Below are 26,769 nucleotides of genomic sequence, written 5' to 3'. Positions count from 1 at the left end.
ATATTGGATGCTTACTATTGTTTCTTGATGATCGATATCATAGCTATAGCTAAACATCATATCTGTTGATAATTGTGGCGCGTCTTTTAGCGCATTAGGGGTATAGAGCCACCATGAGAAAAAATCATCACGTTTGTAATGATGGTCTCCAGATTTAAATGCAAAAGCACTAAAGAAAAATAAAAAAGGAGCCAGGAGCAACATTGCGAGAATAAACACGTATCTTTTCATAATTCACCAACGACTTACTGGTGTATGAGGATTTAGTAGAAAAAATAATGGCCTTTCAAAAGGGGAGGTCGAATAAGTTTTACTGTTTTTTATTGAAATGGTTCCGTAAAGTTCATGATTTAGTTGATTATCTTTGCGAAAGTAGCTTTTTATGGGGCTGTTCTTATATTCATTATAGAGTAATCCTGAGTTTGCGTGGTCTAATGGATTTATATAATTCATCCATTCAGGCAGTTCTCTTTTTATAGGCTCGCCATATTTAAAGGGCACTTTTTTTTGAAATAAATAAGGAGAAGATTTTCTGTTCTTAAACTTTCCGGGTGAACCACTTGCATCCCATATCTGAATTGCTGTCTGATATGACACAGGTTTTGCTAGCCAGAGTGGATCGGGGCCAGAACCAAAAACACGGTAAAAACCAACTAAATCTGAAAGTAAGTCTTCCGCACTAAAACCGCTGTCAGTATACCAGCGAAAGAGGAGGGAATTTTGCCATGCTTCGAATCTTTTTGCCGTCCCATACATCAATGTCAAGGCGACTCTTGCTTTCATAAATGGGGAAAGGCATGAGCGAACCATAATTTTTGTAAAGACGCCTGTATGAAAGGATAGATCCATGCCTAAAATAGTTTTACGTGCTATCATTTCCTGATTATAGGAAACCGGGAAATACCAATCATTAAATTCTTTATAGTATGTCGAGTGCCATTCTTGATCTAGTTTGCTTTTTAACCTTCTCGCATCATTCCCTTGGGCATGACCTAAATCTACCCATCCTAATTCTTCGGTGTAAATAAGGCCATTTTTTTTTGTGGTTGCGAATGCCCCGTCAGTAATATCTTTCCTGTTGCTCATCTATCAATCTCCTTTTCGATACGTTGTTGTAACAAAAGAAATGTTGATGAGCAAATATCATGTTTTTATCTTTCAATTATTAATAATTAATTTGATGAATGGTAAAGATGCCTGATGTTCAGACATCTTTACCATAATTACTGCCCGTAGTACGCCTTCGCGCCGTGCTTGCGCAAATAATGCTTATCCAGCAGGGTTTGCTGCATATCCGGCAGTTGCGGCGCCAGCTGGCGGCAGAAGATCCCCATGTAAGCGACTTCCTCCAGCACGATCGCGTTATGCACCGCGTCTTCCGCATTTTTCCCCCAGGCAAACGGGCCGTGGGAGTGCACCAGCACGCCGGGCATCTGCGCCGCGTCGATCCCCTGTTTTTCAAAGGTTTCGACGATGACGTTCGCGGTTTCCCATTCGTACTCACCGTTGATCTCCGCATCGGTCATCAGACGCGTGCAGGGAATGGTGCCGTAAAAGTAGTCCGCGTGGGTGGTGCCGGTGGCCGGAATGGGCTGGCCCGCCTGCGCCCAGATGGTCGCGTGACGCGAATGGGTATGCACGATGCCGCCGATGGTCGGGAAGGACTGATACAGCAGGCGATGAGTCGGCGTATCGGATGAGGGCTTTTTGTTGCCTTCGACCACTTCACCCGTTTCGATGCTGACCACGACCATATCTTCTGCGGTCATCACCGTGTAATCCACGCCCGAAGGCTTGATCACGAATACCCCTTTTTCCCGGTCAACGGCGCTGACGTTGCCCCAGGTCAGGGTCACCAGGTTATGTTTTGGCAGCGCCAGGTTAGCTTCAAGTACCTGACGTTTGAGATCTTCTAACATGGTTGTCTCCCTGCCCGGCGAGCGCAGCGCCACCGGGCATTGCGTACTTAGCGTTTTGAACCGTAATAGACTTCGTTCCAGCGCAGCGCGTCTTTAAAGGCTGGCAGACGGGTGTCGTTATCAATCACGGTCAGCTCGATGTCGTGCAGCTCGGCAAACTGACGCATATCGTTCAGGTCAAGCGCATGGCTGAAGACGGTGTGGTGCGCGCCACCCGCCAGGATCCACGCCTCTGACGCGGTTGGCAGATCCGGCTGCGCTTTCCACAAGGCGTTGGCGACCGGCAGCTTCGGCAGAGAGTGCGGGGTTTCAACCGCATCGACGCAGTTCACCAGCAGGCGGAAGCGGTCGCCGAGGTCGATCAGGCTGGCGTTGATGGCCGGACCGGTACGGGTGTTAAAGATAAGACGGGCCGGATCCGCTTTGCCGCCAATGCCGAGGTACTGCACGTCAAGGATCGGTTTCTCTTCAACCGCGATAGAGGGACACACTTCCAGCATGTGCGAGCCGAGCACCAGATCGTTGCCGTTCTCGAAGTGGTAGGTGTAGTCCTCCATAAAGGAGGTGCCGCCCTGTAGACCGGTCGACATCACCTTCATGATGCGAAGCAGAGCGGCAGTTTTCCAGTCGCCTTCTCCTGCAAAGCCGTAGCCCTGCTGCATCAGACGTTGTACTGCCAGACCCGGCAGCTGTTTCAGGCCGTGCAGGTCTTCAAATGTAGTGGTAAAGGCGTGGAAGCCGCCCTGTTCCAGAAAACGCTTCATGCCCAGCTCAATGCGTGCGGCATCCAGCACGTTCTGGCGCTTATCGCCGTTAACTTGCGCCGCAGGCGTCAGGCGGTAGCTGCTTTCATATTCATCTACCAGCGCGTTAACGTCACCCTCGCTGATGTCATTCACCACCTGCACCAGGTCGCCCACCGCCCAGGTGTTGACGGAGAAACCAAACTTGATCTGCGCGGCCACTTTGTCACCGTCGGTGACCGCCACTTCGCGCATGTTGTCGCCAAAACGCACCACCTTCAGGTGACGGGTGTCCTGCTTAGAGACCGCCTGACGCATCCAGGAGCCAATGCGTTGTTGTGCCTGGCCGTCCTGCCAGTGGCCGGTCACCACGGCATGCTGCTGGCGCATGCGCGCGCCGATGAAGCCGAACTCGCGGCCGCCGTGCGCGGTCTGGTTCAGGTTCATGAAGTCCATGTCGATGCTGTCCCACGGCAGGGAGGCATTGAACTGAGTGTGGAATTGCAGCAGCGGTTTGTTGAGGATTGCCAGGCCGTTGATCCACATTTTGGCCGGTGAGAAGGTGTGCAGCCACACCACCAGGCCGGCGCATTTGTCGTCGTAGTTGGCATCGCGGCAGATGTTGGTGATTTCGTCCGGCGTCGTACCCAGCGGCTTCAGTACCAGTTTGCACGGCAGTTTGGCTTCCGCGTTCAGGGCATTCACAACGTGCTCCGCATGTTTCGTCACCTGCTGCAACGCTTCCGGCCCGTACAAATGCTGGCTGCCAATCACAAACCACACTTCATAATTATTAAAAATGGTCATTATCGTGTCCTTAATGTGTCAGGGTTGCCGTAGTGTCCGCGGTACTTTTGGCCGGGGCGGCGACAGGGAGATAGTGAAGTTCGGCGCTTTTTGCCCATTGCTGGTAGCGCTGATAAAGCTGTTCAAAGCGTTGTGCCTGCTGAGGCTGCGGCTGGAGCGTACTTTCGACGGCGCTCGCCATATGCTGTTGCGCGGTCGGGATATCCGCATGTACGCCTGCGGCCACGGCAGCGAAAATCGCGGCGCCCAGCGCACAGCACTGATCGGAGGCCACTATTTGCAGCGGACGGTTCAGCACGTCGCAGCAGGCCTGCATAATCACCGGGTTTTTACGGGCGATACCGCCCAGCGCCATCACGTTGTTCACGTCGATGCCCTGTTCGGTGAAGCACTCCATAATGGCGCGCGCGCCGAACGCGGTGGCGGCAATCAGGCCGCCGAACAGCGCGGGCGCGTCGGTCGCCAGGTTGAGATCGGTGATCACCCCTTTCAGGCGCTGGTTCGCGAACGGCGTGCGGCGACCGTTGAACCAGTCCAGCACCACCGGAAGGTGGTCGAGAGACGGATTTTTTGCCCAGGCTTCGGTGAGCTGCGGCAGGAGCTGTTTTTTGCTCGCGATAATCTGTGTTTTCAGCTCAGGATGCGCGGCAGCCAGCTGATCCAGCGGCCAGCCGAGCACGCGGCCAAACCAGGCGTAGATATCACCAAACGCGGACTGTCCGGCTTCAAGGCCGATAAAGTCCGGCACCACGCTGCCGTCAACCTGGCCGCAGATGCCTTTTACCGCGCGGTCTCCGACGCTGGCCTTATCTGCCGTCAGAATGTCGCAGGTGGAGGTGCCAATCACTTTCACCAGCGTGTTAGGTTGCGCACCCGCGCCCACGGCGCCCATGTGGCAGTCGAACGCGCCGCCGGAAATGGTCACGTTTTGCGGCAGGCCGAGACGCGTTGCCCACTCTTCGCAGAGCGTGCCGACCGGAATATCGGCGGTGAAGGTGTCGGTAAAGAGCGGGTATGTCAGGTTTTTGTTGATGATCGGGTCAAGCTCATCGAAGAACGCTGCCGGAGGAAGACCGCCCCAGCCTTCATGCCACAGGGATTTATGTCCGGCGCTACAGCGGCCACGGCGGATATCCTGCGGGCGAGTGGTGCCGGAGAGCAGGGCGGGAACCCAGTCGCACAGCTCAATCCATGATGCCGCGGCCTGGGCGACCGAAGCGTCCGCGCGGGTAACGTGCAGGATTTTGGCCCAGAACCACTCGCTGGAGTAAATTCCGCCGATATAGCGTGAGTAGTCGGTCTTGCCCGGCTGATGGCATAAGCGGGTGATGGCTTCCGCCTCTTCCACGGCGGTATGGTCTTTCCACAGCACAAACATGGCGTTCGGGTTGTCGGCAAACTCCGGGCGCAGCGCCAGCACGCGGCCTTCGGCATCGACAGGGGCCGGCGTTGAGCCAGTGCTGTCGACGCCAATCCCCACGACGTCGGCCCGCTGGGCGTCCGTCAGTTCAGCCAGCACGGTTTTGATCGCCGCTTCCATCGATTCAATGTAATCGCGCGGGTGGTGACGGAACTGGTTGTTTGGCGCATCGCAGTAGCGCCCCTCTTGCCAGCGCGGATACCACTCAACGCTGGTTGCTATCTCCTGGCCAGTCGTACAGTCCACTGCCAGCGCGCGAACCGAGTCGCTGCCAAAATCGAGGCCAATTGCAATTGCCATGGTGTTGCTCCATCCGAAACAGGTATGGAAGAACATTAGAGACTGGGGACAAAAATCGTCAGGCAGGATCCGCTAATCTTATGGACTAAATTGCTGTAGCAACGGAAAGTGTGACGCCGTGCAAATATTCAATGTGGACATTTCTGCCGTACTTATAGACACTTTTGTTACTGCTTCTCTGCCCGTGTCGGCAGAAAAATCAGGGGAAAAGACTGAAACATGGCGGACGTAAAAGAGGCGTGATGCTTTTTGGATCTTTTCGCAGGCCATTTTTATACTGCTTTTATCGATATGGACAAATGGTTTCCTTCAGGACCCTTTGGAGAACTGAATCTATGGCCGAACCGCAAAACGATCCCCTGCTGCCGGGATACTCATTTAACGCCCATCTGGTGGCGGGGCTGACGCCAATTGAGGCCGAGGGGTATCTCGATTTTTACGTCGACCGACCGCTCGGCATGAAAGGGTATATTCTGAACCTGACCGTACGTGGTGAAGGGGTGATCAAAAACGGCGATCGGCAGTTTGTTTGCCGCCCGGGCGATATGCTGCTGTTCCCGCCGGGGGAGATCCACCACTACGGGCGTCACCCGGATGCCAAAGAGTGGTATCACCAGTGGGTCTATTTCCGCCCGCGCGCCTACTGGCAGGAGTGGCTCTCATGGCCGGCTATTTTCGCGCAAACCGGTTTTTATCGTCCGGATGAGGCGCATCTGGCGCAGTTTCGTGAGCTGTTCGCACAAATTATTGAGGCGGGGCAGGCGGGCGGGCGCTATGCCGAGCTGCTGGCGATCAACCTGCTTGAGCAGGTGCTGCTGCGCCGCATGGAGGCGATCAACGAATCGCTTAACCCACCACTGGACAACCGCGTCCGTGATGCCTGTCAGTATATCAGCGACCATCTGGCCGACAGCCAGTTTGATATTGCCAGCGTTGCCCAGCACGTCTGTCTTTCGCCGTCCCGCCTGTCACACCTGTTCCGCCAGCAGCTTGGCGTGAGCGTGCTCAGCTGGCGCGAGGATCAGCGCATCAGCCAGGCGAAACTGCTGCTCAGCACCACCCGAATGCCTATCGCCACCGTCGGACGTAACGTGGGCTTTGAAGATCAGCTCTATTTCTCTCGCGTGTTTAAGAAGTGCACCGGCGCCAGCCCCAGTGAATTTCGCGCGGGATGTGAATAATCGGTAAAAAAAGCTAAACATACAGGTGAACTCAGAAAGCACCCTGTAAACTATTCAGACAATTGTTGCCTTGACGCGGTGCAGGGCGCTAAGCAGAATCGCTGATTCGTTTTCTGACCGGAATAGTTATGCAGGCATTGCTGGAACATTTTATTACCCAGTCCGTTATGTATTCGCTCATCGCCGTGGCGCTGGTGGCGTTTCTGGAATCGCTGGCGCTGGTCGGGCTGATCCTGCCCGGCACCGTGATGATGGCGGGGCTTGGGGCGCTTATCGGCAGCGGTGAGGTCAATTTCTGGCAGGCGTGGATGGCCGGGATTATCGGCTGTTTGCTGGGGGACTGGATCTCCTTCTGGCTGGGCTGGCGCTTTAAGAAGCCGCTGCACCGCTGGTCGTTCATGAAGAAGAACAAAGCGCTGCTGGATAAAACCGAGCATGCGCTGCATCAGCACAGCATGTTCACCATCCTCGTGGGGCGCTTCGTTGGCCCAACGCGTCCGCTGGTGCCGATGGTTGCCGGGATGCTGGACCTGCCCGTCGCGAAATTCGTGGTGCCGAACATCATTGGCTGCGTCTTCTGGCCGCCGTTCTACTTCCTGCCGGGTATTCTGGCAGGCGCGGCCATTGATATTCCTGACGGTATGCAAAGCGGTGAGTTCAAATGGCTGCTGCTGGGAACGGCGGTGCTGCTGTGGCTGGCGGTCTGGCTCTGCTGGCGGCTATGGCGCAGCGCGAAAGCCAGCGTCGATCGCCTGACGCGCTATCTCCCGCGCACGCGCCTGCTCTGGCTTGCCCCGCTGACGCTGGGCGTGGCGGTGGTGGCGCTGGTCGCGCTGATTCGTCACCCGCTGATGCCGGTGTATGGTGAGATCCTGTTGAAGGTGGTAAGCCGTTAAACGCCGGGCGGCACTGCGTTTGCCCGGCCTACGGTTTTATACCCAGTAATCCTGACGCGATTTCTTTCCCGCTCATTAAGGCGTCGGTCGTGCCATCCCACAAAATCCGTCCCTCCGCGATCACTACCGATCGCGGCGCGATGCGTGCGGCATCTTCAATGCTGTGCGAGACCATCAGCATCGTGATCTGCTGGCGCTGGCAAACCTCCTCAACCAGCGATAGCATCTCCTGTCGCAGGGCCGGATCAAGGGCCGAGAAGGGTTCGTCGAGCAGCAGCAGCGGCTGTTCGCGCACCAGACAACGCGCCAGCGCCACGCGCTGACGCTGGCCGCCGGAAAGCTCGCCGGGCAGTCTGGTAATCAACGCGGACAGGCCCATTTGTTCGGCAATCGCCGCCAGCTTCTGACGCTGCGCAGCGTTGAGCTTTAACCCCGGATCGATTCCCAGCGCGATGTTCTGCCACACCGTAAGGTGATTAAACAGATTGTTTTCCTGAAACAGCATCGACACCGGGCGCTTAGCCGGCGGAGCGTAGGTATACTCGCCATTATCAATGACTATCGACCCGCTGGCAGGCTGCAAAAAACCGGCAATCAAATTGAGCAGGGTACTTTTTCCGGCCCCGCTTGGGCCAAGCACCGCAATTCGCTCCCCCTGACGAACGGAAAGGGTAAAACGCATGGGCAGGTGCTCGTAAAGCCAGGTTACATCAGTCAGTTTTAACATCACGCCCCGGAAGTTTTTCGATAACGGTAAATAAGGCAAAGCACAGCAGTAACAGGAGCAGCGCCGTGACGGCACCGTCCTGGCTGCGGTAGGAGCCAATTTGTTGATAAAGCCAGAACGGCAGCGTGCGGAAATCCTCGTTGCCAAAGAGGGCCACCACGCCAAAATCCCCAATCGACAGCACGCAGGCGAAGGCCATCGCCTGGGCGAGCGGCCGTTTCAGGGCGCGTAGTTCGACCACTTTCAGCCGCCGCCAGCCCATAATGCCAAGGGACTGGCACAGGGCGCTGTATCGGCTGTTAACATCCCGCATCGGGTTTTCCAGCACCTTCAGCGCATACGGGATGGCCATTAAGGCGTTGGTAAAAATGACGATGCCGTCGGCGCTTTCCGGCAGGCCGATGGTGCTGTTAAACAGTAAAAAGAAGCCGGTCGCCAGCACGATGCCCGGCATCGCCAGGATCAGCATACCCGTCAGCTCCAGCGCGTGTCCGGCTTTGCGGGCATGGCGCGCGTACAGCTCGCGGCTGCTCCAGAGCAGCATCATGGTCAGGATCACGCACAGGAGCCCGGCTGCCAGCGCGATGTGCAACGAGGTCCTCGTGGCCTGCCACAGGACCGGCTGTTGCAGTACCGACACCACATTCCTGTTGAGGCCATCGGCGATCACGGCCAGCAGCGGCGGCAGCAGAAGCAGGAGCGCCAGCGCGATCAGCATCACGTCCGCGATGCGGCTGTGCAGGCTGTCCTGCGGATCGCGCCAGCCGGAAAGGGTATTGCTTCCTGCGGGGATCGCTTTGCTCAGCCGCTGGCTGAGTAATACCAGCGCCAGGCAGCACACCATCTGCACGATCGCCAGCAGCGCGGCGCGCCCCGGATCGTAGTCGTAGCTTAACGCCTGATAGATCGCCAGCTCAATGGTGGTGGCCTGCGGGCCGCCGCCGAGCGAAAGGACGGTGGCAAAGCTGGCGAAGCAGAGCATAAAGATCAGCGCGGCAACCGGGGCGATCTGGCGTCGCAGCCACGGCCATTCGACAAAACGGAAGAACGACCAGCCGCGCATGCCAAGCTGGGCCGCAATCTGACGCTGCTCGCCGGGAATGTTCTCCAGCGCCTGTAAAAACAGGCGCGTCGCCATCGGCATATTGAAAAAAATATGCGCCAGCAGAATGCCCTTCAGGCCGTAAGGGGAGAAGGTCCATTCCAGACCAAGCAGGTTGAAGAGAGAGGCCAGCCAGCCCTGGCGACCGTATACGCTCAGAATCCCGAACACCGCCACCAGTACGGGCAGGATCAGCGTCATGGCACACAGGCGCAGCAGGGCCAGCCTGCCGGGAAAACGTCTGCGATAGAGGGCGCGGGCGAGGAAAATGGCCGGGATGACTGACAGCAGCGCGGAGAGAAACGCCTGCCAGAAGGAGAACCGGATGACGTGCCAGAGATAGCTATCGTGCCAGAGCGCGAGCAGATCGCTCTCTGGCGCGTTAAACCACAGCGCGAGAAACGCGCCCAGACTGACGACCACCATCAGTATGGCGGCAATCAGTCCGGGCACTAACCAGCCGGGGATCAACGGCTGACGGCGCGTTGCCATTCGCTTATCCATGCGGCGCGCTGAGCGGCAACCTGCTGCGGCGTAAATTCAAGCGCGGTATGCGGTTTGTCCAGCTTCTCAAAGCCTGCCGGCAGCGCCGCGTCGGTAACCGGGTACATCCAGTTGCCCGTCGGAATGGCGTTCTGGAATGCCGGGGAGACCATAAATTTCAGGAATTTTTCGGCCAGTTCCGGCTGCTTGCTGGCAGCGGTCCGCGCCGCCACTTCCACCTGGAGATAATGCCCTTCGGCAAAGTTCGCGGCGGCGTAGTTATCTTTCTTCTCGGCAATAATGTGGTAGGCCGGAGAGGTGGTGTAACTCAGCACCAGGTCGCTTTCGCCTTTCAGGAACAGGCCATAGGCTTCGCTCCAGCCTTTCGTGACCGTAACGGTTTTCGCAGCCAGCTTCTGCCACGCCTCCGGCGTTTGGTCGCCGTAGACTTTCTGCATCCACAGCAGCAGGCCCAGACCCGGCGTGCTGGTGCGCGGATCTTCATAAATCACGCGCCATTTCTGGTCGCTTTCGACCAGCTCTTTCAGGCTCTTCGGCGGATTCTTCAGCTTGTTTTTATCGTAGACGAACGCAAAGTAGCCGTAATCGAAGGGAACGAAGGTGTCGTTTTTCCAGCCGCCCGGCACGTTGACGGCATCTGCCGCTACGCCGCTTTTGGCAAACAGTCTGGTTTGCGTGGCGGCTTCCAGCAGGTTGTTATCCAGCCCGAGCACCACGTCGGCCTTGCTATTTTTGCCTTCCATGCGAAGACGGTTGAGCAGCGACACGCCATCTTCCAGCGCCACGAACTTCAGCTCGCAGTTGCAGTCGGCTTCAAAGGCTTTTTTCACCACCGGGCCGGGGCCCCAGTCGGCGGAGAAGGAGTCGTAGGTATAGACCGTCAAAACAGGTTTAGCAAAAACAGGCAGCGCAAACAGCGCCAGCAGAGGAAGAACGTTTTTTAACACTTTGCACCTCAGGGTTGAGTGGCAAAGGATTTTGAGAAACAGCCTCAAATCCCTTCGCCGGCGTTATCCGGATCAGGTTCGACGGGTATTATCTCAGCGCACATCAGTGATGCAGCACCCCGTTGAGAACGGCGCTATTGTAATGATTTGGTGAATATTACGAAAGCGTTATGGCTCCGGCGGCGCAAACCACGCGGATTTAAAATCAAACCAGCCCAGGGTGTTCATCCGCAGGCCGCGCATGCTGCGCTGCCCCTGGATCAGCAGCCAGTGGTGAATTAACGGTACGATCGTCTGCCCGGCCAGCAGCTCCTGGCACCAGGCGGCCAGATCCATCTCTCCTGCCCGCCACCTTGCGGCGTCCTGCTGCCAGTCCCGGCTGATGCAGTGCTGAATAAGAGGCACTTCATACAGGTGTGAAAAGAGCGAGAAATCCAGCGGCAGCGTGAAGTTCGCGCTATTGAGCCAGATATCGCTGACCACATCCCCGCGGTGCCATTCATCATAGTCCACTTCCTGTATCGCCAGCGTCACCCCCTCGGCTGCCAGCAGCTTACTCATGATCCTTGCGATAAACCGGTGCTCAATGTGATCGCGATAGTAGCTGAGGGTGATGGTCTCCAGTCCGGCAGGTTTCTCGCTGCGGACCGGCTGTGCATGGTGCCAGCGCGGAAGCAGGCCATAGGCCGGGAACCACCAGGTCTGGTATTGCTCTTCAGCGTGATAAATCAGGTTAGCGGGAGCCAGAATATGACTGATCCACTTGCGGACGTCGTGATTCGCCCCGCGATGACTGCGGCTGTCAAAAAGCAGATAGTAGCAGCCCTCTTCCAGGCGACTTTCGAACGCCTTTTCGCTGGTTGTTGGCCCTTCCAGGGTGAGGCCTGCGCTCAGCTCTTCGTTGAGGTCCGGTAACACCCAGACGTTCACTTCGTCGATCAACGCCCGATAGCCAAAATAGTCATCGAAGGCGCGGATCTTCAGCTGATTGCTGTTATTGCGCGTAACGGAGTAGGGGCCCGTACCAATCGGCTGGCTGGAAAAATTGTTCAGGGATCGCCACTCGGCAGGCAGGATCATCGAGGGCACGTAGCCCAGAAGCCACGGAAGCCAGTTGTCCGGCTGCGATAGCTCAATATCCAGCGTCCAGGCCGTTGGGGAGTGGATCCGCGTGATATGCGAATAGAGCGGCAGCGTGCGGGCGCGCTCTAAAGAGGCGATGACGTCACGCATCTCCAGCTCGCGTCCATGGTGGAAATGAATGCCGGGTCGTAAAAAGAAGCGCCAGTGCAGCGAGGAAAGCTGCTGCCAGTGGTGCGCGATATCCGCTTCCAGTTCCCCGTTTTCCTCATTTATTTTCGTCAGGCCGCTGAATATCTGCCGGGCCATGTGGGTTTCAGAGCGACGCAGGGCCGTACCGGGCAGCAGATTTTTCATTGGGCGGTAGTAAAGCACCCGCAGAATGTGGCGTCCCTGGCGAAAGCTGCGTCCCAGGTGTGAGACCAGCATCTGGCGCACGGCGGCTTTGTCGCCCACCAGCTGGACCAGCTGATCGATGCGGTCCTGCTCCAGCAAATCCTCCGCCCGCTGCTGCTGCAACGCCAGGCCGGTATAAAGGAACGTCAGGCGCGAGCGCTTGCCGCGTCCCGCCTCCGCTTCCCAGCTGAGCCAGCCGTGCTGTTGCATGGTGTTGAGGAGGGTGCGCATATGACGCCGGGAGCAGTTAAGCAGCTCGGCCAGTTCATTCAGCGTGGTCTCCTGCGACTGCCCCTCGCAGCACTGCCACAGGCGGATGAATTGTTGTTGCAGACGACCGGAAGGCATAAAAGGGGAACTCCTGACAAAAAACCAGCAATTTATTTATCCCTATATTAGGCCAATAATTCTTCCCGATGAAGCGAGGAGGTAAATTATGAAGAGGTCTACCGCACGTCAGTTTTATCAGCACTATTTTTCAGCGACAAAGGGAGTGTCCTGGCTGGCCCGCCAGTGCGCAGAGCAGCGGCTGAGAATCCTGGAAGATCTGATGCAGTGGGACGTTACGAAACCGACCTCTTCTCGCTAACTCGCCTCGATCATGTGTGACTGAGTATTGGTGCTAATCACCCGCCAGCAAAATGTTTTTGCTGGCTTTTTTCGTTTACTATTTCACCCAAATTCGATTCGCTTTCACAAGGACTTGCGCATGCTCTGGTTGATGACTATGGGGCGACGCCTGAACGGCGTGTACGCCGCTTTTATGCTGGTGGCCTTCATGATGGGCGTGGCCGGTGCGCTACAGGCACCGACGCTGAGCCTGTTTCTCAGCCGTGAGGTGGGGGCGCAGCCGTTTTGGGTGGGTCTGTTCTATACCGTCAACGCCATTGCCGGGATCCTCGTCAGCCTGTGGCTGGCGAAACGATCCGACAGCCAGGGCGATCGCCGCAAACTGATCCTCTTTTGCTGCGCCATGGCCGTGGGCAACGCGCTGCTGTTTGCCTTTAACCGCCATTACCTGACCCTCATCACCTGCGGCGTGCTGCTGGCTTCTCTGGCAAACACCGCCATGCCGCAGCTGTTCGCTCTGGCCCGGGAGTACGCCGACAACTCGGCGCGGGAAGTGGTGATGTTCAGTTCGGTGATGCGTGCCCAGCTCTCTCTCGCGTGGGTCATCGGCCCTCCGCTGGCGTTCATGCTGGCGCTGAACTACGGTTTCACCGCCATGTTCTCCTTCGCCGCGGGGATTTTTGCCATCAGCCTGGCGCTGATTGCCTTTGCGCTGCCGTCGGTGGCGCGCGTGGAGCAGGCGTCGGACAAACCCATCACGCAGGTAAGCGGCTGGCAGGATAAAAACGTCCGCATGTTGTTTATCGCCTCCACGCTGATGTGGACCTGCAACACCATGTACATCATCGACATGCCGCTGTGGATCAGCAGCGATCTGGGGCTGCCGGACAAGCTTGCGGGGATCTTAATGGGTACCGCTGCCGGGCTGGAAATTCCGGCAATGATTCTGGCGGGATATTACGTCAAGCGCTTCGGAAAACGCAAAATGATGGTGATGGCGGTTGCCGCCGGGGTGATGTTCTATATCGGGCTGATCTTCTTCCACTCGCACAACGCGCTGCTGGCGCTGCAACTGTTTAATGCCGTGTTTATCGGGATTGTCGCCGGGATAGGCATGCTCTGGTTCCAGGATTTAATGCCTGGACGCGCTGGCTCGGCGACCACGCTGTTTACCAACAGTATTTCGACCGGCGTGATCCTGGCGGGTGTAATTCAGGGGGCGCTGGCGCAAAGCTATGGCCATGCATCCGTGTACTGGGTGATTGCGGCGATTTCGATTGTCACGCTGATGTTGACGTGCCGGGTTAAAGACGTTTGATTCTGGAAGGCGGCTTCACGAAATGAAACGATTTTCTGACAGGTGCAAAGAAGGCGCATAGAGTGCGTGACGGGTGCTTGAGGCTGTTTGCCTCAGGCTTTCGCAAGAGGCAAACAGTGGAGAGTCCCACATCAAAAAACTGATGGGGAGACCAACTTCACAACGATCATTGCGAGGTTAGTCTCTTCATTGCCGAAAAGCAATAAGGAGGCTGGAATGCCAAAACGTACTTGCCTCAACGCACCCTTATCAATGGCCCGCGCCCTGCGGGCCATTGCTTCTACCCCATAAACGCAGGCTGTTTTTTCTCGTAGGCGGAGATAGCCTCTTCGTGTTGCAGCGTCAGGCCAATGCTGTCCAGACCGTTCAGCATGCAGTGGCGACGGAACGCGTCAATGCTGAAGCTATAGGTTTTATCCCCGGCTTTCACCACTTCCGCTTCCAGATCCACCTCAAACGAAATCCCCGGATTCGCCTGCACCAGCGCAAACAGTTCATCGACCTGCTCGTCGCTCAGCGTCACCGGCAGCAGCTGGTTGTTGAAGCTGTTGCCGTAGAAGATATCCGCGAAGCTCGGGGCGATAACCACCTTAAAGCCGTAGTCGGTCAGCGCCCAGGGCGCGTGTTCACGCGACGATCCGCAGCCAAAGTTTTCCCGCGCCAGCAGAATCGACGCGCCTTTGTATTCCGGAAAGTTCAGGACGAACTCCGGGTTGGGCACTTCGCCTTTATCGTCAAGGAAACGCCAGTCGTTGAACAGGTGCGCGCCAAAGCCCGTGCGCGTCACTTTCTGCAAAAACTGCTTAGGAATGATCGCGTCCGTATCGACGTTCGCGGCGTCCAGCGGGACAACACGGCCCGTATGTTGGGTAAATTTCTCTGCCATGATTGTCTCCTTATTTCAGGCTGCGAATATCGGCGAAATGACCGGTGACTGCCGCGGCGGCGGCCATTGCCGGGCTGACCAGGTGGGTGCGTCCACCCCGGCCCTGTCGGCCTTCGAAGTTACGGTTGCTGGTGGATGCGCAACGCTCGCCCGGATTCAGGCGGTCGTTGTTCATCGCCAGACACATGGAGCAGCCCGGCAGGCGCCACTCGAAGCCTGCATCGATAAAGATCTTATCCAGACCTTCCGCTTCCGCCTGGGCTTTTACCGGACCGGAACCCGGCACAACCAGCGCCTGCACGCCGGGCGCCACTTTGCGGCCTTTAGCAATCTCTGCCGCCGCGCGTAAATCTTCGATACGGGAGTTGGTGCAGGAGCCGATGAACACCTTATCAATGCTCACGTCGGTCAGCGGTACGCCGGGTTTCAGCCCCATATAAGCCAGCGCTTTTTCCGCACTGGCGCGTTCGACCGGATCGGCGAAGGAAGCCGGGTCAGGAATGCTGTCGTTGACGGAGATGACCTGACCCGGGTTGGTGCCCCAGGTGACCTGGGGGGCGATCTCTTCCGCCTGCAACGTCACCACGGTATCAAAAACTGCCCCCTCATCCGTTTTGAGGGTTTTCCAGTACGCGACCGCGTCGTCAAAATCCTGTGCTTTCGGGGCATGCAGACGCCCCTTCACATAGTTGAAGGTGGTTTCGTCTGGTGCAACCAGCCCTGCCTTGGCACCCATCTCAATGGCCATATTGCACAAGGTCATACGACCTTCCATGCTCAGCGCCTGGATAGCGTCACCGCAAAATTCAACCACGTGACCGGTGCCGCCTGCGCTGCCGGTTTTGCCGATAATCGCCAGCACGATATCTTTCGCGGTGATACCCGGTGCGGCTTTGCCCTTCACCTCAATCTTCATGGTTTTGGCGCGGCCCTGTTTCAGGGTCTGCGTCGCCAGAACGTGTTCAACTTCAGAGGTGCCAATCCCGAACGCCAGCGCGCCAAAAGCGCCGTGCGTCGCGGTATGGGAGTCGCCGCAGACTATGGTCATGCCCGGCAGCGTAATACCCTGCTCAGGTCCCATCACGTGGACGATCCCCTGATACGGGTGGTTCAAATCGTACAGCTCCACGCCAAATTCGTTGCAGTTCTTGATCAGCTCCTGCATCTGGATGCGCGCCATCTCGCCGGAAGCATTAATGTCTTTGGTCTGGGTGGAGACGTTGTGATCCATCGTGGCAAAGGTTTTACCCGGCTGACGCACCGGGCGCTTGTGCGCACGCAGTCCGTCGAAGGCCTGAGGGGAGGTCACTTCGTGCACCAGATGGCGGTCAATGTACAGCAGCGGGGTTTCGTCTGGCGCCTCGTGGACAACGTGCGCATCAAACAACTTCTCATATAACGTTTTAGCCATGATTACACCCCTTCAGCGACATAGCGGGCAATGATGTCGCCCATTTCATCGGTACTGACTGCCGCCGTGCCGCGTGCTAAATCACCGGTACGGACGCCTTCTTCTAACGCGCGGTTAATGGCGTTTTCAATTGCGGTTGCTGCATCGCCTGCATCCAGGCTGTAGCGCAGCAGCAGGGCCAGCGAAAGAATTTGCGCAATCGGGTTGGCAATGTTTTTGCCGGCGATATCCGGCGCGGAGCCGCCCGCCGGCTCGTACAGGCCAAAGCCTTCTTCGTTCAGGCTGGCAGAAGGCAGCATGCCCATCGAGCCGGTAATCATTGCGCACTCATCCGAGAGAATATCGCCGAACAGGTTGGAACACAGCAGGACGTCAAACTGTGACGGGTCCTTGATCAGCTGCATCGTCGCGTTGTCGATGTACATGTGCGACAGCTCAACGTCCGGGTACTGCTTAGCCACTTCGCTGACGATTTCGCGCCACAAAATAGACGACTGGAGTACGTTTGCCTTATCAATGGAGGTCACCTTGCGGCGGCGTTTGCGCGCCGACTCAAAGGCGATATGGGCGATACGTTCAATTTCAAAACGGTGATAGACCTCGGTATCAAACGCTTTTTCATGCTGACCGCTGCCTTCGCGGCCTTTTGGCTGACCGAAGTAGATGCCGCCGGTCAGCTCACGCACGCACAGGATGTCGAAACCGTTGGCCGCGATATCCGCGCGCAGCGGACAAAACTCTTCCAGCCCCGGGTACAGCTTCGCCGGACGCAGGTTGCTGAACAGCTTGAAATGTTTACGCAGCGGCAGCAGCGCGCCGCGCTCAGGCTGCCCGGCCGGCGGCAGGTGTTCCCACTTCGGGCCGCCCACGGAGCCAAACAGCACGGCATCGGCATTTTCACAGCCTTCCACGGTCGCATTTGGCAGCGGCGTACCGTGGTTATCAATCGCAATACCGCCCACATCGTAGTGGCTGGTGGTAATTTTCATCGCAAAACGCGAGCGAACGGCTTCCAGTACTTTCAGCGCCTGTGCCATCACTTCCGGGCCAATACCGTCACCCGGCAACACGGCAATATGGTAATTCTTCGACATCACACGGTTTCCTTGTTGTTCTCTTTATTCTGAGCTTTGCGTTGCAACTCTTTTTCGACTTCGGCGGCGCGCCAGATGTTGTTCAGGACATGCACCATCGCTTTTGCGGAGGATTCGACAATATCTGTCGCCAGACCCACACCGTGGAAGCGGCGACCGTTGTAGTTGACGACGATATCAACCTGACCCAGGGCGTCTTTGCCGTGCCCTTTTGCCGTCAGGTCGTATTTCACCAGCTCTACGTCGTACTCGGTAACGCGGTTAATCGCCTGGTAAATGGCATCCACAGGGCCGTTACCGTTGGCGGCTTCCGCTTTAATTTCCTCGCCGCAGGCCAGCTTGACGGAGGCGGTAGCGATATCGCTTGAGCCTGACTGCACGTTGAAGTAGTCCAGACGGAAATGCTCTGGTTCTTCCTGCTGCTTGTTGATGAATGCCAGCGCTTCCAGGTCGTAATCGAATACCTGGCCTTTCTTGTCGGCCAGCTTCAGGAAGGCGTCGTACAGCTGATCCATGTTGTAATCACTGTCCTGATAGCCCATTTCTTCCATACGGTGTTTCACCGCCGCGCGGCCAGAGCGTGAGGTCAGGTTCAGCTGAACCTGGTTCAGACCGATGGATTCCGGGGTCATGATTTCGTAGTTTTCACGGTTCTTCAGCACGCCGTCCTGGTGAATACCGGAGGAGTGGGCGAACGCGCCGGTTCCAACAATCGCCTTGTTGGCCGGGATCGGCATGTTGCAAATCTGGCTCACGGTCTGGCTGGTGCGCCAGATTTCGTTGTGATTAATGCGGGTGTGCACGTTCATAATGTCTTTGCGCACCTTGATCGCCATGATCACTTCTTCCAGCGAGCAGTTGCCGGCACGTTCACCAATGCCGTTCATTGCGCCTTCAACCTGACGCGCGCCGGCGTGGACGGCGGCGATGGCATTACCCACCGCCAGACCCAAATCATCGTGGGTGTGCACGGAAATGATGGCTTTATCAATATTTGGCACGCGGTCGTACAGGCCGGTAATGATGTTGGCGAACTCAAACGGCATGGTGTAGCCGACGGTGTCCGGGATGTTGATGGTTCTGGCACCGGCATTGATGGCGGCTTCCACCACGCGGGCCAGATCGTCAATCGGCGTGCGGCCAGCATCTTCACAGGAAAATTCAACGTCATCAGTGTAGTTACGCGCGCGTTTGACCATGTAAACCGCGCGTTCGATCACGTCATCCAGCGTACTGCGCAACTTGGTCGCAATGTGCATAGGTGAGGTGGCAATGAACGTATGAATACGGAAGGCTTCTGCAACTTTCAGGGATTCCGCGGCCACATCGATATCTTTCTCAACGCAGCGCGCCAGACCGCACACGCGGCTGTTTTTGATGGTGCGGGCGATGGTCTGCACTGACTCAAAATCACCCGGCGACGAGACAGGAAAACCGACCTCCATTACGTCTACACCCATGCGTTCCAGGGCCAGCGCAATTTGCAGTTTCTCTTTAACACTCAGGCTCGCCTGTAACGCCTGTTCACCGTCACGTAAAGTAGTATCGAAAATAACGACTTGCTGGCTCATGGGTTAGGTCCTTGTCAGTCTTAGGGCGCCTTGCTACGAGCATAAAAAAACCCGCGCAGTGGCGCGGGTTTTTAGTTTTACTGAAGACGATTCAACGCTGAATTTCGCCCGCCAGTCTACCGCGCACAGTGGATGCGTTTAGTAGTAGTAGACCGGTGAAACGAAGGGTGCGAATCATGAATCGTGCTCCAGGTGAATGCGTTATGCTTTTAGTGGTACTGGATACGCTGACGCATGTCAACCCCTCACAGGCAAAACGGCTATTCAGTACAGGGTAAGTACGTTAGCTAATTGTGCTGGTTTTGGCATGGCTAACCGACTTTATTGTCTATTATTGGACTGAAGATTCATCTCTGGAATAATTTGAATATAATTGGTAGCAATTGAACACAGTATTTTTACCGACATGCTGTGAAAAGAAATCTGTTTCATCTTGTTGATTTATAAGTGGCGTGAATGAGTTGCGGGTGAGTAAATGATCAATATTGATATCAGTTTGTTAATGAAAGCGCGGCCTATGCCATTAATAGTTTAATAATACTTAAGTCGTTATTCACGAGGGCGGTGATTGTGTATTTGTCTGGTTTATGGTTTCATGCCTGCATTAAAGTTTAAGATATCATTTGAATGTTTTTAGCGCTTCGTTTTTGGGCGGCGTAATGCCACGCCAGAAACGAGGGCTCTTTATATATTCCGAATTTTAAATAATTCTCTTTCGCTTGTTGTATATGCATGGTAAATCATATTTTTCGAACTTATTACTGTACTTTGGCAAAGGGAATTTAGCGTGACGGTGGAGTCAGAAATGCCAGAAAATAATATTAACCAACCACAGTCTTATGATGGGGTTAAGCCTCAGTTACGCACAGTGGATCTTAACTTGTTAACGGTATTTGATGCAGTGATGCAGGAGCAGAATATTACACGAGCAGCGCAATCTCTGGGAATGTCTCAACCTGCCGTGAGTAATGCCGTAGCCAGACTTAAGGTGATGTTTAACGACGAGTTATTTGTACGTTATGGACGGGGGATACAGCCCACGGCGCGTGCATTCCAGCTATTCGGTTCGATTCGTCAGGCGCTACAGCTGGTTCAAAATGAGCTTCCCGGTTCGGGCTTTGAACCCTTAAGCAGTGAGCGAGTTTTCCATCTCTGTGTTTGCAGTCCGTTAGACAATTATTTGACGTCTGTTATATATAATAAAGTTGAACAGATCGCCCCAAATATTCACCTCGTTTTTAAATCATCATTAAATCAAAACACTGAACACCAGCTTCGTTATCAGGAAACAGAGTTTGTTCTGGGCTATGAAGAGTTCCGCCGTCCAGAATTTGCCTGCGTTCCATTGTTCAAAGATGAAATGGTATTAGTTGCCAGTAAAAAACATCCCCGTATGAATTCGCCGCTGCGTGAAAGCGATGTTTACAGCGAGCAGCACGCCGTTGTTGCGCTTGACCGATATGCCTCATTCAGTCAGCCGTGGTATGACACTGCCGATAAACAAGCCAGCGTGGCCTATCAGGGGATGGCCATGGTCAGCGTATTAAACGTCGTTTCTCAGACCCATTTAGTCGCCATCGCACCGCGCTGGCTTGCTGAAGAGTTCTCCGATTCGCTGGACCTGCAAATTTTACCTCTGCCGCTCAAGCTTAATAGCCGTACCTGTTACCTTTCATGGCATGAAGCCGCGGGTCGGGATAAAGGGCATCAGTGGATGGAAGAGCTGCTGATCGCTATTTGTCGTCGCTAAATTCGGGTGAATAAACCGCATGGCACCGTGCGGTTTATTCTGTGATTTTTCATGCGGGCAAAATTTTGTTCTGCTTTCATTTTTCTCACTCACTCAGACATGCTCAAAAATAGATGATTTCCTGATCCCTCCTCTTTTTAAGAGATGAATTATTATTGTCTCCACGCATTCCAGACGAATACACCATATTCGTATCTGACACCTGTTTATTCTGCTTTTCTTACTCATTCCCGTTTCCGGTTTGCTAATTGCCTGCCTCATAACGAGCGGTTAAGGTAGCAATCACTCTGCAAATTATAAGATGGGTTAACCCTGTCAGAAGACGGCGCGGAAATGAATTCTGTAGACCGTCTATAACAAAAGCCTGGAGGCAAAGCATGGAGATGTTGTCTGGCGCGGAAATGGTCGTCCGATCGCTTATCGATCAGGGCGTGAAGCAGGTGTTCGGCTATCCTGGAGGCGCAGTTCTCGATATCTATGACGCGCTGCACACGGTAGGCGGTATCGATCATGTTCTGGTGCGTCATGAACAGGCCGCTGTGCATATGGCTGACGGTCTGGCCCGCGCCACGGGCGAAGTGGGTGTTGTGCTGGTCACTTCCGGGCCGGGGGCGACCAATGCCATTACCGGCATCGCGACGGCGTATATGGATTCCATTCCGCTGGTCATTCTTTCCGGACAGGTGGCGACGTCACTGATTGGCTATGATGCGTTTCAGGAGTGCGACATGGTGGGGATCTCACGCCCCGTGGTGAAGCACAGCTTTCTGGTTAAGCAAACTGAAGACATCCCCGGCGTACTGAAAAAAGCCTTCTGGCTGGCCGCCAGCGGTCGTCCCGGGCCCGTGGTCGTCGATCTGCCAAAAGATATTCTCAACCCGGCGAACAAACTGCCTTACCTGTGGCCTGAGTCGGTGAGCATGCGTTCGTATAATCCAACGACGCAAGGGCACAAAGGACAGATTAAGCGTGCGCTGCAAACCCTGCTGGCTGCGAAAAAGCCGGTAGTCTATGTGGGCGGCGGCGCCGTCAATGCGGCCTGTGAAACGCAACTACGCGAACTGATCGGGAAGCTTAATCTTCCTGTCGCGTCATCGCTGATGGGGCTGGGGGCATTCCCGGCTACCCACCGTCAGGCGCTGGGCATGCTGGGTATGCATGGCACCTATGAAGCCAATATGACAATGCACAACGCTGACGTGATTTTTGCCGTCGGCGTGCGTTTTGACGATCGCACCACCAATAACCTGGCGAAATACTGTCCGAATGCGACGGTGCTGCACATTGATATCGATCCTACCTCTATCTCTAAAACGGTGCCGGCGGATGTGCCGATCGTGGGTGACGCCCGTCAGGTGCTGGAGCAGATGTTAGATCTGCTGGCGCAGGAATCCGCGTCTCAACCGCTGGACGAGATCCGCGACTGGTGGCAGCAAATCGAGCTATGGCGGAGCCGTCAGTGCCTTAAATACGACACGCACAGTGAGAGCATCAAGCCGCAGGCGGTGATCGAAACGATCTGGCGTCTGACGAACGGCGATGCGTATGTGACGTCTGACGTGGGCCAGCATCAGATGTTCGCTGCGCTGTATTACCCGTTTGATAAACCGCGTCGCTGGATCAACTCAGGCGGGCTGGGCACGATGGGCTTTGGCCTGCCCGCCGCGCTGGGGGTAAAGCTGGCGCTGCCGAACGAAACGGTCATATGCGTGACGGGTGACGGCAGTATTCAGATGAATATTCAGGAGCTTTCTACCGCGCTGCAATATGAGCTGCCAGTGCTGGTGCTGAACCTGAATAACGGTTACCTCGGGATGGTGAAGCAGTGGCAGGATATGATTTATTCCGGCCGTCACTCTCAGTCTTATATGAGGTCACTTCCGGATTTTGTCCGTCTGGCTGAAGCCTATGGCCATATTGGCATGCGGGTAACCGATCCGTCAGAGCTGGAAGCGAAGCTCGGCGAAGCGCTTGAGCACGTTAAAAACAATCGCCTCGTCTTCATGGACGTGATCGTTGACGGCTCAGAACACGTTTATCCGATGCATATTCGCGGCGGTGGTATGGATGAAATGTGGTTAAGCAAAACGGAGAGAACCTGATATGCGCCGGATATTATCTGTATTACTGGAAAATGAGTCGGGCGCACTGTCGCGCGTCATTGGGCTTTTTGCGCAGCGTGGCTACAACATTGAAAGCCTGACCGTTGCACCGACCGACGATCCCACGCTCTCCCGCATGACGATCCAGACCGTCGGCGATGCGAAAGTGCTTGAGCAGATCGAAAAGCAGCTGCATAAGCTGGTGGACGTGTTGCGCGTCAGCGAGCTGGGGCAGGGGGCTTACGTTGAACGTGAAGTGATGCTGGTGAAAATCCAGGCCAGCGGTTATGGCCGTGAAGAGGTCAAACGCAACACGGATATCTTCCGTGGGCAGATCATCGACGTCACGCCTTCTATATATACTGTGCAGCTTGCCGGAACGAGCGATAAGCTGGACGCATTCCTGGCGTCTGTCAGGGATGTGGCAAAAATAGTTGAAGTTGCGCGCTCTGGCGTTGTTGGCCTCTCGCGCGGCGATAAAATTATGCGTGAGTAGCGCAAAAGGTTCGCCTCTTTCAGCCCGGTAGCCAAAGCCGGGCTTTTTTTTGCGTAATCCGCCGACAACGCAGACAAAAGCGGTTGCCGTGAAGGCTATTCTGCGTTTAGATGTTAAAATATTTAACCATAACCTTGACAGGGCCATGGACTTTTTTCTTTTTTGAGAGGCAATTGTGAAACTGGATGAAATCGCCCGGCTCGCCGGCGTGTCGAGAACCACGGCCAGCTATGTGATTAACGGTAAAGCAAAGCAGTATCGTGTCAGCGATAAGACCGTTGAAAAAGTGATGGCAGTCGTTCGTGAGCATAATTACCATCCGAATGCTGTCGCCGCAGGTTTACGTGCCGGGCGCACCCGCTCGATTGGCCTGGTGATCCCGGACCTGGAAAACACCAGCTACACCCGCATCGCCAACTATCTGGAACGTCAGGCTCGCCAGCGTGGCTATCAGCTGCTGATTGCCTGCTCCGAGGATCAGCCCGACAACGAAATGCGTTGCATTGAGCATCTGCTGCAACGTCAGGTTGACGCCATCATCGTGTCGACCTCTTTACCACCGGAGCATCCTTTCTATCAGCGCTGGGCGAACGATCCGTTCCCTATTGTGGCGCTGGATCGTGCGCTTGACCGTGAGCATTTCACCAGCGTTGTGGGTGCCGATCAGGACGATGCAGAAATGCTGGCTGCCGAGCTGCGTACCTTCCCGGCTGAAACGGTACTGTATCTTGGCGCGTTGCCTGAACTCTCCGTGAGCTTCCTGCGTGAACAAGGGTTCCGTACCGCATGGAAAGACGATCCGCGTGACGTTCACTATCTGTATGCCAACAGCTATGAGCGCGAAGCGGCTGCTCAGCTGTTCGAAAAATGGCTGGAAACGCACCCCATGCCGCAGGCCCTGTTTACCACCTCGTTTGCCCTGTTGCAGGGGGTCATGGACGTCACATTACGTCGCGATGGCAAGCTGCCATCCGATCTGGCGATTGCGACCTTCGGCGATAACGAACTGCTCGACTTCCTGCAATGTCCGGTGCTGGCCGTGGCCCAGCGCCACCGCGACGTCGCCGAGCGGGTGCTGGAGATCGTTCTGGCAAGCCTGGATGAACCCCGTAAGCCGAAACCCGGGCTGACGCGCATCAAACGTAATCTCTATCGGCGCGGAATTTTGAGCCGTCATTAATATCTCAGTGGGGGGAGTGAAAACTGCCCCCTAACTGTACATTTATTACGTAAATTAAAATCCGGATAAAAATTAAGATTATTCCTTATGAAAGATAGCCTGCTATTTTTCTGAATCTTTTTTGGCTTATAAAAGACCCTTTATTGCTTTATAAAAGATTTTCTTTGTATTGTTTTGTTACAAACAGGCGCCAGCCGATGAATATTCAGCCATTTTTTAAAACGTCTCCAGCCCTTACGGCACCTGAAGGGCACCTTATCGCCTTATCGCTCATCTGAGGCTGTCATCACCCGCCAATATGCCTTAAAATGCTGCCCGCGTCGCAAACTGACACTTTATATTTCCCTGCGATGATATTGAGTGAGTCTTAACGCTCGTGTGCATATTCGGTTTTTTTCTTACAAATATTCATAACGTTAATTTTGCCTCGCCAGTTGTGTAGTTATTAGCCAGGTCACTCTTGCTCTGTAAATACGGTGCTTTCGCCCCGGTATAGAGAGAGTCCTGGCTTGACAAGCTTTTCCCTCGCTCCGTAAACTCCTTCAGGTGGGAATTTGTGGGTTAAAGTGGTGAGGAGGGGTGAGGCTGGCATGTTCCGTGGAGCAACGTTAGTCAATCTCGACAGTAAAGGGCGTTTATCGGTACCAACCCGATACCGCGACCAGCTGATTGAGAACGCTTCGGGTCAACTGGTTTGCACCATTGACATCAACTCCCCCTGCCTGCTGCTTTACCCTTTGCCTGAATGGGAAATCATTGAGCAAAAGCTGTCGCGACTGTCGAGCATGAACCCGCAGGAACGCCGCGTGCAGCGGCTGTTATTGGGTCATGCCAGTGAATGTCAGATGGATAGCGCCGGGCGATTATTGATTGCGCCGGTGTTGCGGCAACATGCTGGTCTGACAAAAGAAGTGATGCTGGTCGGGCAGTTCAACAAGTTTGAACTGTGGGACGAAACGACCTGGTATCAACAGGTCAAGGAAGATATCGACGCTGAGCAATCTGATTCCGCAACATTGTCGGAACGGTTGCAGGACTTGTCACTATAAATATGATGGAAAATTATAAACATACAACGGTGCTGCTGGACGAGGCCGTTAACGGCCTGAATATTCGTCCGGACGGCATCTATATCGATGGCACTTTTGGTCGCGGTGGTCACTCGCGTTTGATCCTCTCTCAGCTTGGAGCGGAAGGACGCCTGCTGGCAATTGACCGCGATCCGCAGGCGATTGCCGTTGCGCAAACCATCGATGACCCTCGCTTTTCCATCGTGCATGGACCTTTCTCTGCGCTTGCGGATTATGTTGCCGAGCGCGACCTGACCGGCAAAATCGACGGGATCCTCCTCGATCTTGGCGTCTCTTCACCACAGCTTGATGATGCAGAACGCGGCTTCTCCTTTATGCGCGACGGTCCGCTGGATATGCGTATGGACCCCACCCGCGGTCAGTCTGCCGCCGAGTGGTTACAAACCGCCGACGAAGCGGATATCGCCTGGGTGATTAAAACCTTCGGCGAAGAGCGTTTTGGCAAACGTATCGCGCGCGCCATCGTTGAGCGCAACCGTATTGAGCCAATGACTCGCACTAAAGAGCTGGCAGAAGTCATCGCGGCGGCAACGCCGGTGAAGGATAAGCACAAACATCCTGCGACCCGTACCTTCCAGGCGGTTCGCATCTGGGTAAACAGTGAACTGGAGGAAATAGAGCTGGCGCTAAAAAGCTCGCTCGACGTGCTGGCCCCGGGTGGGCGGTTATCCATCATCAGCTTCCATTCGCTGGAAGATCGCATCGTGAAGCGCTTTATGCGTGAACAGAGCCGCGGTCCACAGGTTCCAGCGGGGCTGCCGATGACGGAAGAACAACTCAGGAAACTGGGCGGCCGTCAGTTACGAGCATTAGGCAAGTTGATGCCGGGCGAAGAAGAGGTGGCAGAGAATCCACGTGCCCGTAGTTCAGTGCTGCGCATTGCAGAGAGGACGAACGCATGATCGGCAGAGTGACAGAGACCCTAAGCAAAGTTAAGGGATCGTTAGGAAGCAACGAGCGCCATGCCTTGCCTGGCGTGATCGGCGACGATCTTTTGCGGTTTGGGAAGCTGCCACTCTGCTTGTTCATTTGCATCATTGTGACGGCAATCATGGTGGTCACTACCGCGCACCATACCCGTTTATTGACTGCGCAGCGCGAGCAGATGGTGCTGGAACGCGATGCGCTGGATATTGAATGGCGAAACCTGATCCTTGAAGAAAATGCGCTCGGCGATCACAGCCGGGTTGAACGGATCGCAACGGAAAAGCTGCAATTGCAGCATGTTGATCCTTCGCAGGAAAATATCGTAGTACAAAAATAAGGGAAAACGCGACG

General features: G+C 55.3%; 24 protein-coding genes, 1 pseudogene and 1 riboswitch. Of the genes and pseudogenes, 11 read left to right on the top strand and 14 right to left on the bottom strand.

The genetic code is table 11. From position 1 onward, the window contains the following. The 5 genes and pseudogenes from IM267_RS21335 to araB form a co-directional block, all read right to left on the bottom strand. Positions 1 to 219, bottom strand: a pseudogene (locus IM267_RS21335) (hypothetical protein); the annotation flags it as partial. A gap of 15 nt (positions 220 to 234) precedes the next feature. After that, complete coding sequence (locus IM267_RS16105) at positions 235 to 1,086, bottom strand: hypothetical protein (protein WP_193033809.1); 852 nt, start codon at positions 1,084 to 1,086, stop codon at positions 235 to 237. A 137-nt stretch (positions 1,087 to 1,223) separates the two neighbouring features. Beyond that, the gene (gene araD / locus IM267_RS16100; protein ID WP_107534680.1) at positions 1,224 to 1,919 is read right to left on the bottom strand and encodes an L-ribulose-5-phosphate 4-epimerase; all 696 of its coding nucleotides are present in this window, start codon (positions 1,917 to 1,919) and stop codon (positions 1,224 to 1,226) included. 47 nt (positions 1,920 to 1,966) lie between these two features. Further along, the gene (gene araA / locus IM267_RS16095; protein WP_063450678.1) at positions 1,967 to 3,469 is read right to left on the bottom strand and encodes an L-arabinose isomerase; all 1,503 of its coding nucleotides are present in this window, start codon (positions 3,467 to 3,469) and stop codon (positions 1,967 to 1,969) included. A 10-nt stretch (positions 3,470 to 3,479) separates the two neighbouring features. Beyond that, positions 3,480 to 5,189: a ribulokinase gene (araB, locus tag IM267_RS16090; protein ID WP_193033808.1), complete on the bottom strand. Its 1,710-nt coding sequence runs from the start codon at positions 5,187 to 5,189 to the stop codon at positions 3,480 to 3,482. A 335-nt stretch (positions 5,190 to 5,524) separates the two neighbouring features. On the opposite strand from araB, the gene araC reads away from it, so the two are divergent. Both araC and IM267_RS16080 read left to right on the top strand, forming a co-directional pair. Further along, positions 5,525 to 6,370, top strand: a complete 846-nt coding sequence (gene araC, locus IM267_RS16085) for an arabinose operon transcriptional regulator AraC (RefSeq protein ID WP_028015490.1) — start codon at positions 5,525 to 5,527, stop codon at positions 6,368 to 6,370. Between the two features lie 128 nt (positions 6,371 to 6,498). Further along, positions 6,499 to 7,266 (top strand): DedA family protein, encoded by a 768-nt coding sequence (locus IM267_RS16080; RefSeq protein WP_017383796.1) that lies wholly within the window; start codon positions 6,499 to 6,501, stop codon positions 7,264 to 7,266. A 28-nt stretch (positions 7,267 to 7,294) separates the two neighbouring features. Here IM267_RS16080 and thiQ read toward each other — a convergent pair whose 3' ends face one another. From thiQ to sgrR, 4 genes are all read right to left on the bottom strand, one after another. Next, positions 7,295 to 7,993, bottom strand: a complete 699-nt coding sequence (gene thiQ / locus IM267_RS16075) for a thiamine ABC transporter ATP-binding protein ThiQ (protein ID WP_107534683.1) — start codon at positions 7,991 to 7,993, stop codon at positions 7,295 to 7,297. Continuing rightward, positions 7,977 to 9,587 carry a thiamine/thiamine pyrophosphate ABC transporter permease ThiP gene (gene thiP, locus IM267_RS16070; RefSeq protein WP_193033807.1) on the bottom strand — a complete coding sequence of 537 codons (1,611 nt, stop codon included), beginning with the start codon at positions 9,585 to 9,587 and terminating at the stop codon, positions 7,977 to 7,979. The genes thiQ and thiP overlap by 17 nt, the downstream gene beginning before the upstream one ends. Next, positions 9,563 to 10,546: a thiamine ABC transporter substrate binding subunit gene (gene thiB, locus IM267_RS16065; protein ID WP_193033806.1), complete on the bottom strand. Its 984-nt coding sequence runs from the start codon at positions 10,544 to 10,546 to the stop codon at positions 9,563 to 9,565. The genes thiP and thiB overlap by 25 nt, the downstream gene beginning before the upstream one ends. A gap of 31 nt (positions 10,547 to 10,577) precedes the next feature. Continuing rightward, a riboswitch (TPP riboswitch) is annotated at positions 10,578 to 10,678 on the bottom strand. Between the two features lie 36 nt (positions 10,679 to 10,714). After that, on the bottom strand, positions 10,715 to 12,370 hold the full coding sequence (sgrR, locus tag IM267_RS16060; protein WP_193033805.1) for an HTH-type transcriptional regulator SgrR: 1,656 nt from the start codon (positions 12,368 to 12,370) through the stop codon (positions 10,715 to 10,717). 88 nt (positions 12,371 to 12,458) lie between these two features. Here sgrR and sgrT point away from each other — a divergent pair, with 88 nt between their 5' ends. Both sgrT and IM267_RS16050 read left to right on the top strand, forming a co-directional pair. Further along, positions 12,459 to 12,611, top strand: coding sequence for a glucose uptake inhibitor SgrT (gene sgrT, locus IM267_RS16055; protein WP_003856388.1), 153 nt, complete (start codon positions 12,459 to 12,461; stop codon positions 12,609 to 12,611). Positions 12,612 to 12,731: 120 nt separating this feature from the next. Further along, positions 12,732 to 13,910, top strand: coding sequence for a sugar efflux transporter (locus tag IM267_RS16050; RefSeq protein WP_193033804.1), 1,179 nt, complete (start codon positions 12,732 to 12,734; stop codon positions 13,908 to 13,910). Positions 13,911 to 14,190: 280 nt separating this feature from the next. Here IM267_RS16050 and leuD read toward each other — a convergent pair whose 3' ends face one another. The 5 genes from leuD to leuL form a co-directional block, all read right to left on the bottom strand. After that, positions 14,191 to 14,796 carry a 3-isopropylmalate dehydratase small subunit gene (gene leuD, locus IM267_RS16045; RefSeq protein WP_045141617.1) on the bottom strand — a complete coding sequence of 202 codons (606 nt, stop codon included), beginning with the start codon at positions 14,794 to 14,796 and terminating at the stop codon, positions 14,191 to 14,193. 10 nt (positions 14,797 to 14,806) lie between these two features. Then, complete coding sequence (gene leuC, locus IM267_RS16040; RefSeq protein ID WP_063450670.1) at positions 14,807 to 16,207, bottom strand: 3-isopropylmalate dehydratase large subunit; 1,401 nt, start codon at positions 16,205 to 16,207, stop codon at positions 14,807 to 14,809. A gap of 2 nt (positions 16,208 to 16,209) precedes the next feature. Continuing rightward, entirely contained in the window at positions 16,210 to 17,301 is a 1,092-nt protein-coding gene (gene leuB / locus IM267_RS16035; protein ID WP_063450669.1) for a 3-isopropylmalate dehydrogenase, read from the bottom strand. Continuing rightward, positions 17,301 to 18,872: a 2-isopropylmalate synthase gene (gene leuA / locus IM267_RS16030; protein ID WP_063867449.1), complete on the bottom strand. Its 1,572-nt coding sequence runs from the start codon at positions 18,870 to 18,872 to the stop codon at positions 17,301 to 17,303. Before leuA ends, leuB begins: the two co-directional genes overlap by 1 nt. Before the next feature lie 91 nt (positions 18,873 to 18,963). Continuing rightward, on the bottom strand, positions 18,964 to 19,050 hold the full coding sequence (leuL, locus tag IM267_RS21565; RefSeq protein ID WP_057979999.1) for a leu operon leader peptide: 87 nt from the start codon (positions 19,048 to 19,050) through the stop codon (positions 18,964 to 18,966). A 627-nt stretch (positions 19,051 to 19,677) separates the two neighbouring features. Here leuL and leuO point away from each other — a divergent pair. From leuO to ftsL, 7 genes are all read left to right on the top strand, one after another. Beyond that, complete coding sequence (gene leuO / locus IM267_RS16020; protein ID WP_063867450.1) at positions 19,678 to 20,622, top strand: transcriptional regulator LeuO; 945 nt, start codon at positions 19,678 to 19,680, stop codon at positions 20,620 to 20,622. 377 nt (positions 20,623 to 20,999) lie between these two features. Beyond that, complete coding sequence (gene ilvI, locus IM267_RS16015; protein ID WP_193033802.1) at positions 21,000 to 22,724, top strand: acetolactate synthase 3 large subunit; 1,725 nt, start codon at positions 21,000 to 21,002, stop codon at positions 22,722 to 22,724. A 1-nt stretch (position 22,725) separates the two neighbouring features. After that, positions 22,726 to 23,220 carry an acetolactate synthase small subunit gene (gene ilvN, locus IM267_RS16010; RefSeq protein ID WP_001252742.1) on the top strand — a complete coding sequence of 165 codons (495 nt, stop codon included), beginning with the start codon at positions 22,726 to 22,728 and terminating at the stop codon, positions 23,218 to 23,220. Positions 23,221 to 23,395: 175 nt separating this feature from the next. Continuing rightward, a complete protein-coding gene (cra, locus tag IM267_RS16005) occupies positions 23,396 to 24,400 on the top strand; it encodes a catabolite repressor/activator (RefSeq protein WP_003856369.1) in 1,005 nt (334 codons plus the stop codon). Between the two features lie 590 nt (positions 24,401 to 24,990). Then, the gene (gene mraZ, locus IM267_RS16000) at positions 24,991 to 25,449 is read left to right on the top strand and encodes a division/cell wall cluster transcriptional repressor MraZ (RefSeq protein ID WP_014830641.1); all 459 of its coding nucleotides are present in this window, start codon (positions 24,991 to 24,993) and stop codon (positions 25,447 to 25,449) included. A gap of 2 nt (positions 25,450 to 25,451) precedes the next feature. Next, complete coding sequence (gene rsmH / locus IM267_RS15995; protein ID WP_107534689.1) at positions 25,452 to 26,393, top strand: 16S rRNA (cytosine(1402)-N(4))-methyltransferase RsmH; 942 nt, start codon at positions 25,452 to 25,454, stop codon at positions 26,391 to 26,393. Continuing rightward, positions 26,390 to 26,755, top strand: coding sequence for a cell division protein FtsL (gene ftsL / locus IM267_RS15990; protein WP_063450662.1), 366 nt, complete (start codon positions 26,390 to 26,392; stop codon positions 26,753 to 26,755). The genes rsmH and ftsL overlap by 4 nt, the downstream gene beginning before the upstream one ends. The last annotated feature ends 14 nt before the right edge of the window (positions 26,756 to 26,769 follow it).

Source organism: Enterobacter cloacae complex sp. P15RS (genome assembly GCF_014895905.1).
Taxonomy (GTDB): Bacteria; Pseudomonadota; Gammaproteobacteria; order Enterobacterales; family Enterobacteriaceae; genus Enterobacter; species Enterobacter quasihormaechei.
This window is presented reverse-complemented; position numbering and strand designations above follow the sequence as displayed.

What these genes read in the sequence shown, in the direction of transcription:
- ilvN (WP_001252742.1), top strand. Translation starts at nt 22,726, where the DNA reads ATGCGCCGGATATTATCTGTATTACTGGAAAATGAGTCGGGCGCACTG.
- leuO (WP_063867450.1), top strand. Translation starts at nt 19,678, where the DNA reads ATGCCAGAAAATAATATTAACCAACCACAGTCTTATGATGGGGTTAAG.
- araB (WP_193033808.1), bottom strand. Translation starts at nt 5,189, where the DNA reads ATGGCAATTGCAATTGGCCTCGATTTTGGCAGCGACTCGGTTCGCGCG.
- ftsL (WP_063450662.1), top strand. Translation starts at nt 26,390, where the DNA reads ATGATCGGCAGAGTGACAGAGACCCTAAGCAAAGTTAAGGGATCGTTA.
- IM267_RS16050 (WP_193033804.1), top strand. Translation starts at nt 12,732, where the DNA reads ATGCTCTGGTTGATGACTATGGGGCGACGCCTGAACGGCGTGTACGCC.
- leuB (WP_063450669.1), bottom strand. Translation starts at nt 17,301, where the DNA reads ATGTCGAAGAATTACCATATTGCCGTGTTGCCGGGTGACGGTATTGGC.
- leuL (WP_057979999.1), bottom strand. Translation starts at nt 19,050, where the DNA reads ATGATTCGCACCCTTCGTTTCACCGGTCTACTACTACTAAACGCATCC.
- leuC (WP_063450670.1), bottom strand. Translation starts at nt 16,207, where the DNA reads ATGGCTAAAACGTTATATGAGAAGTTGTTTGATGCGCACGTTGTCCAC.
- IM267_RS16080 (WP_017383796.1), top strand. Translation starts at nt 6,499, where the DNA reads ATGCAGGCATTGCTGGAACATTTTATTACCCAGTCCGTTATGTATTCG.
- thiQ (WP_107534683.1), bottom strand. Translation starts at nt 7,993, where the DNA reads ATGTTAAAACTGACTGATGTAACCTGGCTTTACGAGCACCTGCCCATG.
- araD (WP_107534680.1), bottom strand. Translation starts at nt 1,919, where the DNA reads ATGTTAGAAGATCTCAAACGTCAGGTACTTGAAGCTAACCTGGCGCTG.
- thiP (WP_193033807.1), bottom strand. Translation starts at nt 9,587, where the DNA reads ATGGCAACGCGCCGTCAGCCGTTGATCCCCGGCTGGTTAGTGCCCGGA.
- araC (WP_028015490.1), top strand. Translation starts at nt 5,525, where the DNA reads ATGGCCGAACCGCAAAACGATCCCCTGCTGCCGGGATACTCATTTAAC.
- leuD (WP_045141617.1), bottom strand. Translation starts at nt 14,796, where the DNA reads ATGGCAGAGAAATTTACCCAACATACGGGCCGTGTTGTCCCGCTGGAC.
- ilvI (WP_193033802.1), top strand. Translation starts at nt 21,000, where the DNA reads ATGGAGATGTTGTCTGGCGCGGAAATGGTCGTCCGATCGCTTATCGAT.
- IM267_RS16105 (WP_193033809.1), bottom strand. Translation starts at nt 1,086, where the DNA reads ATGAGCAACAGGAAAGATATTACTGACGGGGCATTCGCAACCACAAAA.
- rsmH (WP_107534689.1), top strand. Translation starts at nt 25,452, where the DNA reads ATGATGGAAAATTATAAACATACAACGGTGCTGCTGGACGAGGCCGTT.
- sgrR (WP_193033805.1), bottom strand. Translation starts at nt 12,370, where the DNA reads ATGCCTTCCGGTCGTCTGCAACAACAATTCATCCGCCTGTGGCAGTGC.
- sgrT (WP_003856388.1), top strand. Translation starts at nt 12,459, where the DNA reads ATGAAGAGGTCTACCGCACGTCAGTTTTATCAGCACTATTTTTCAGCG.
- araA (WP_063450678.1), bottom strand. Translation starts at nt 3,469, where the DNA reads ATGACCATTTTTAATAATTATGAAGTGTGGTTTGTGATTGGCAGCCAG.
- leuA (WP_063867449.1), bottom strand. Translation starts at nt 18,872, where the DNA reads ATGAGCCAGCAAGTCGTTATTTTCGATACTACTTTACGTGACGGTGAA.
- mraZ (WP_014830641.1), top strand. Translation starts at nt 24,991, where the DNA reads ATGTTCCGTGGAGCAACGTTAGTCAATCTCGACAGTAAAGGGCGTTTA.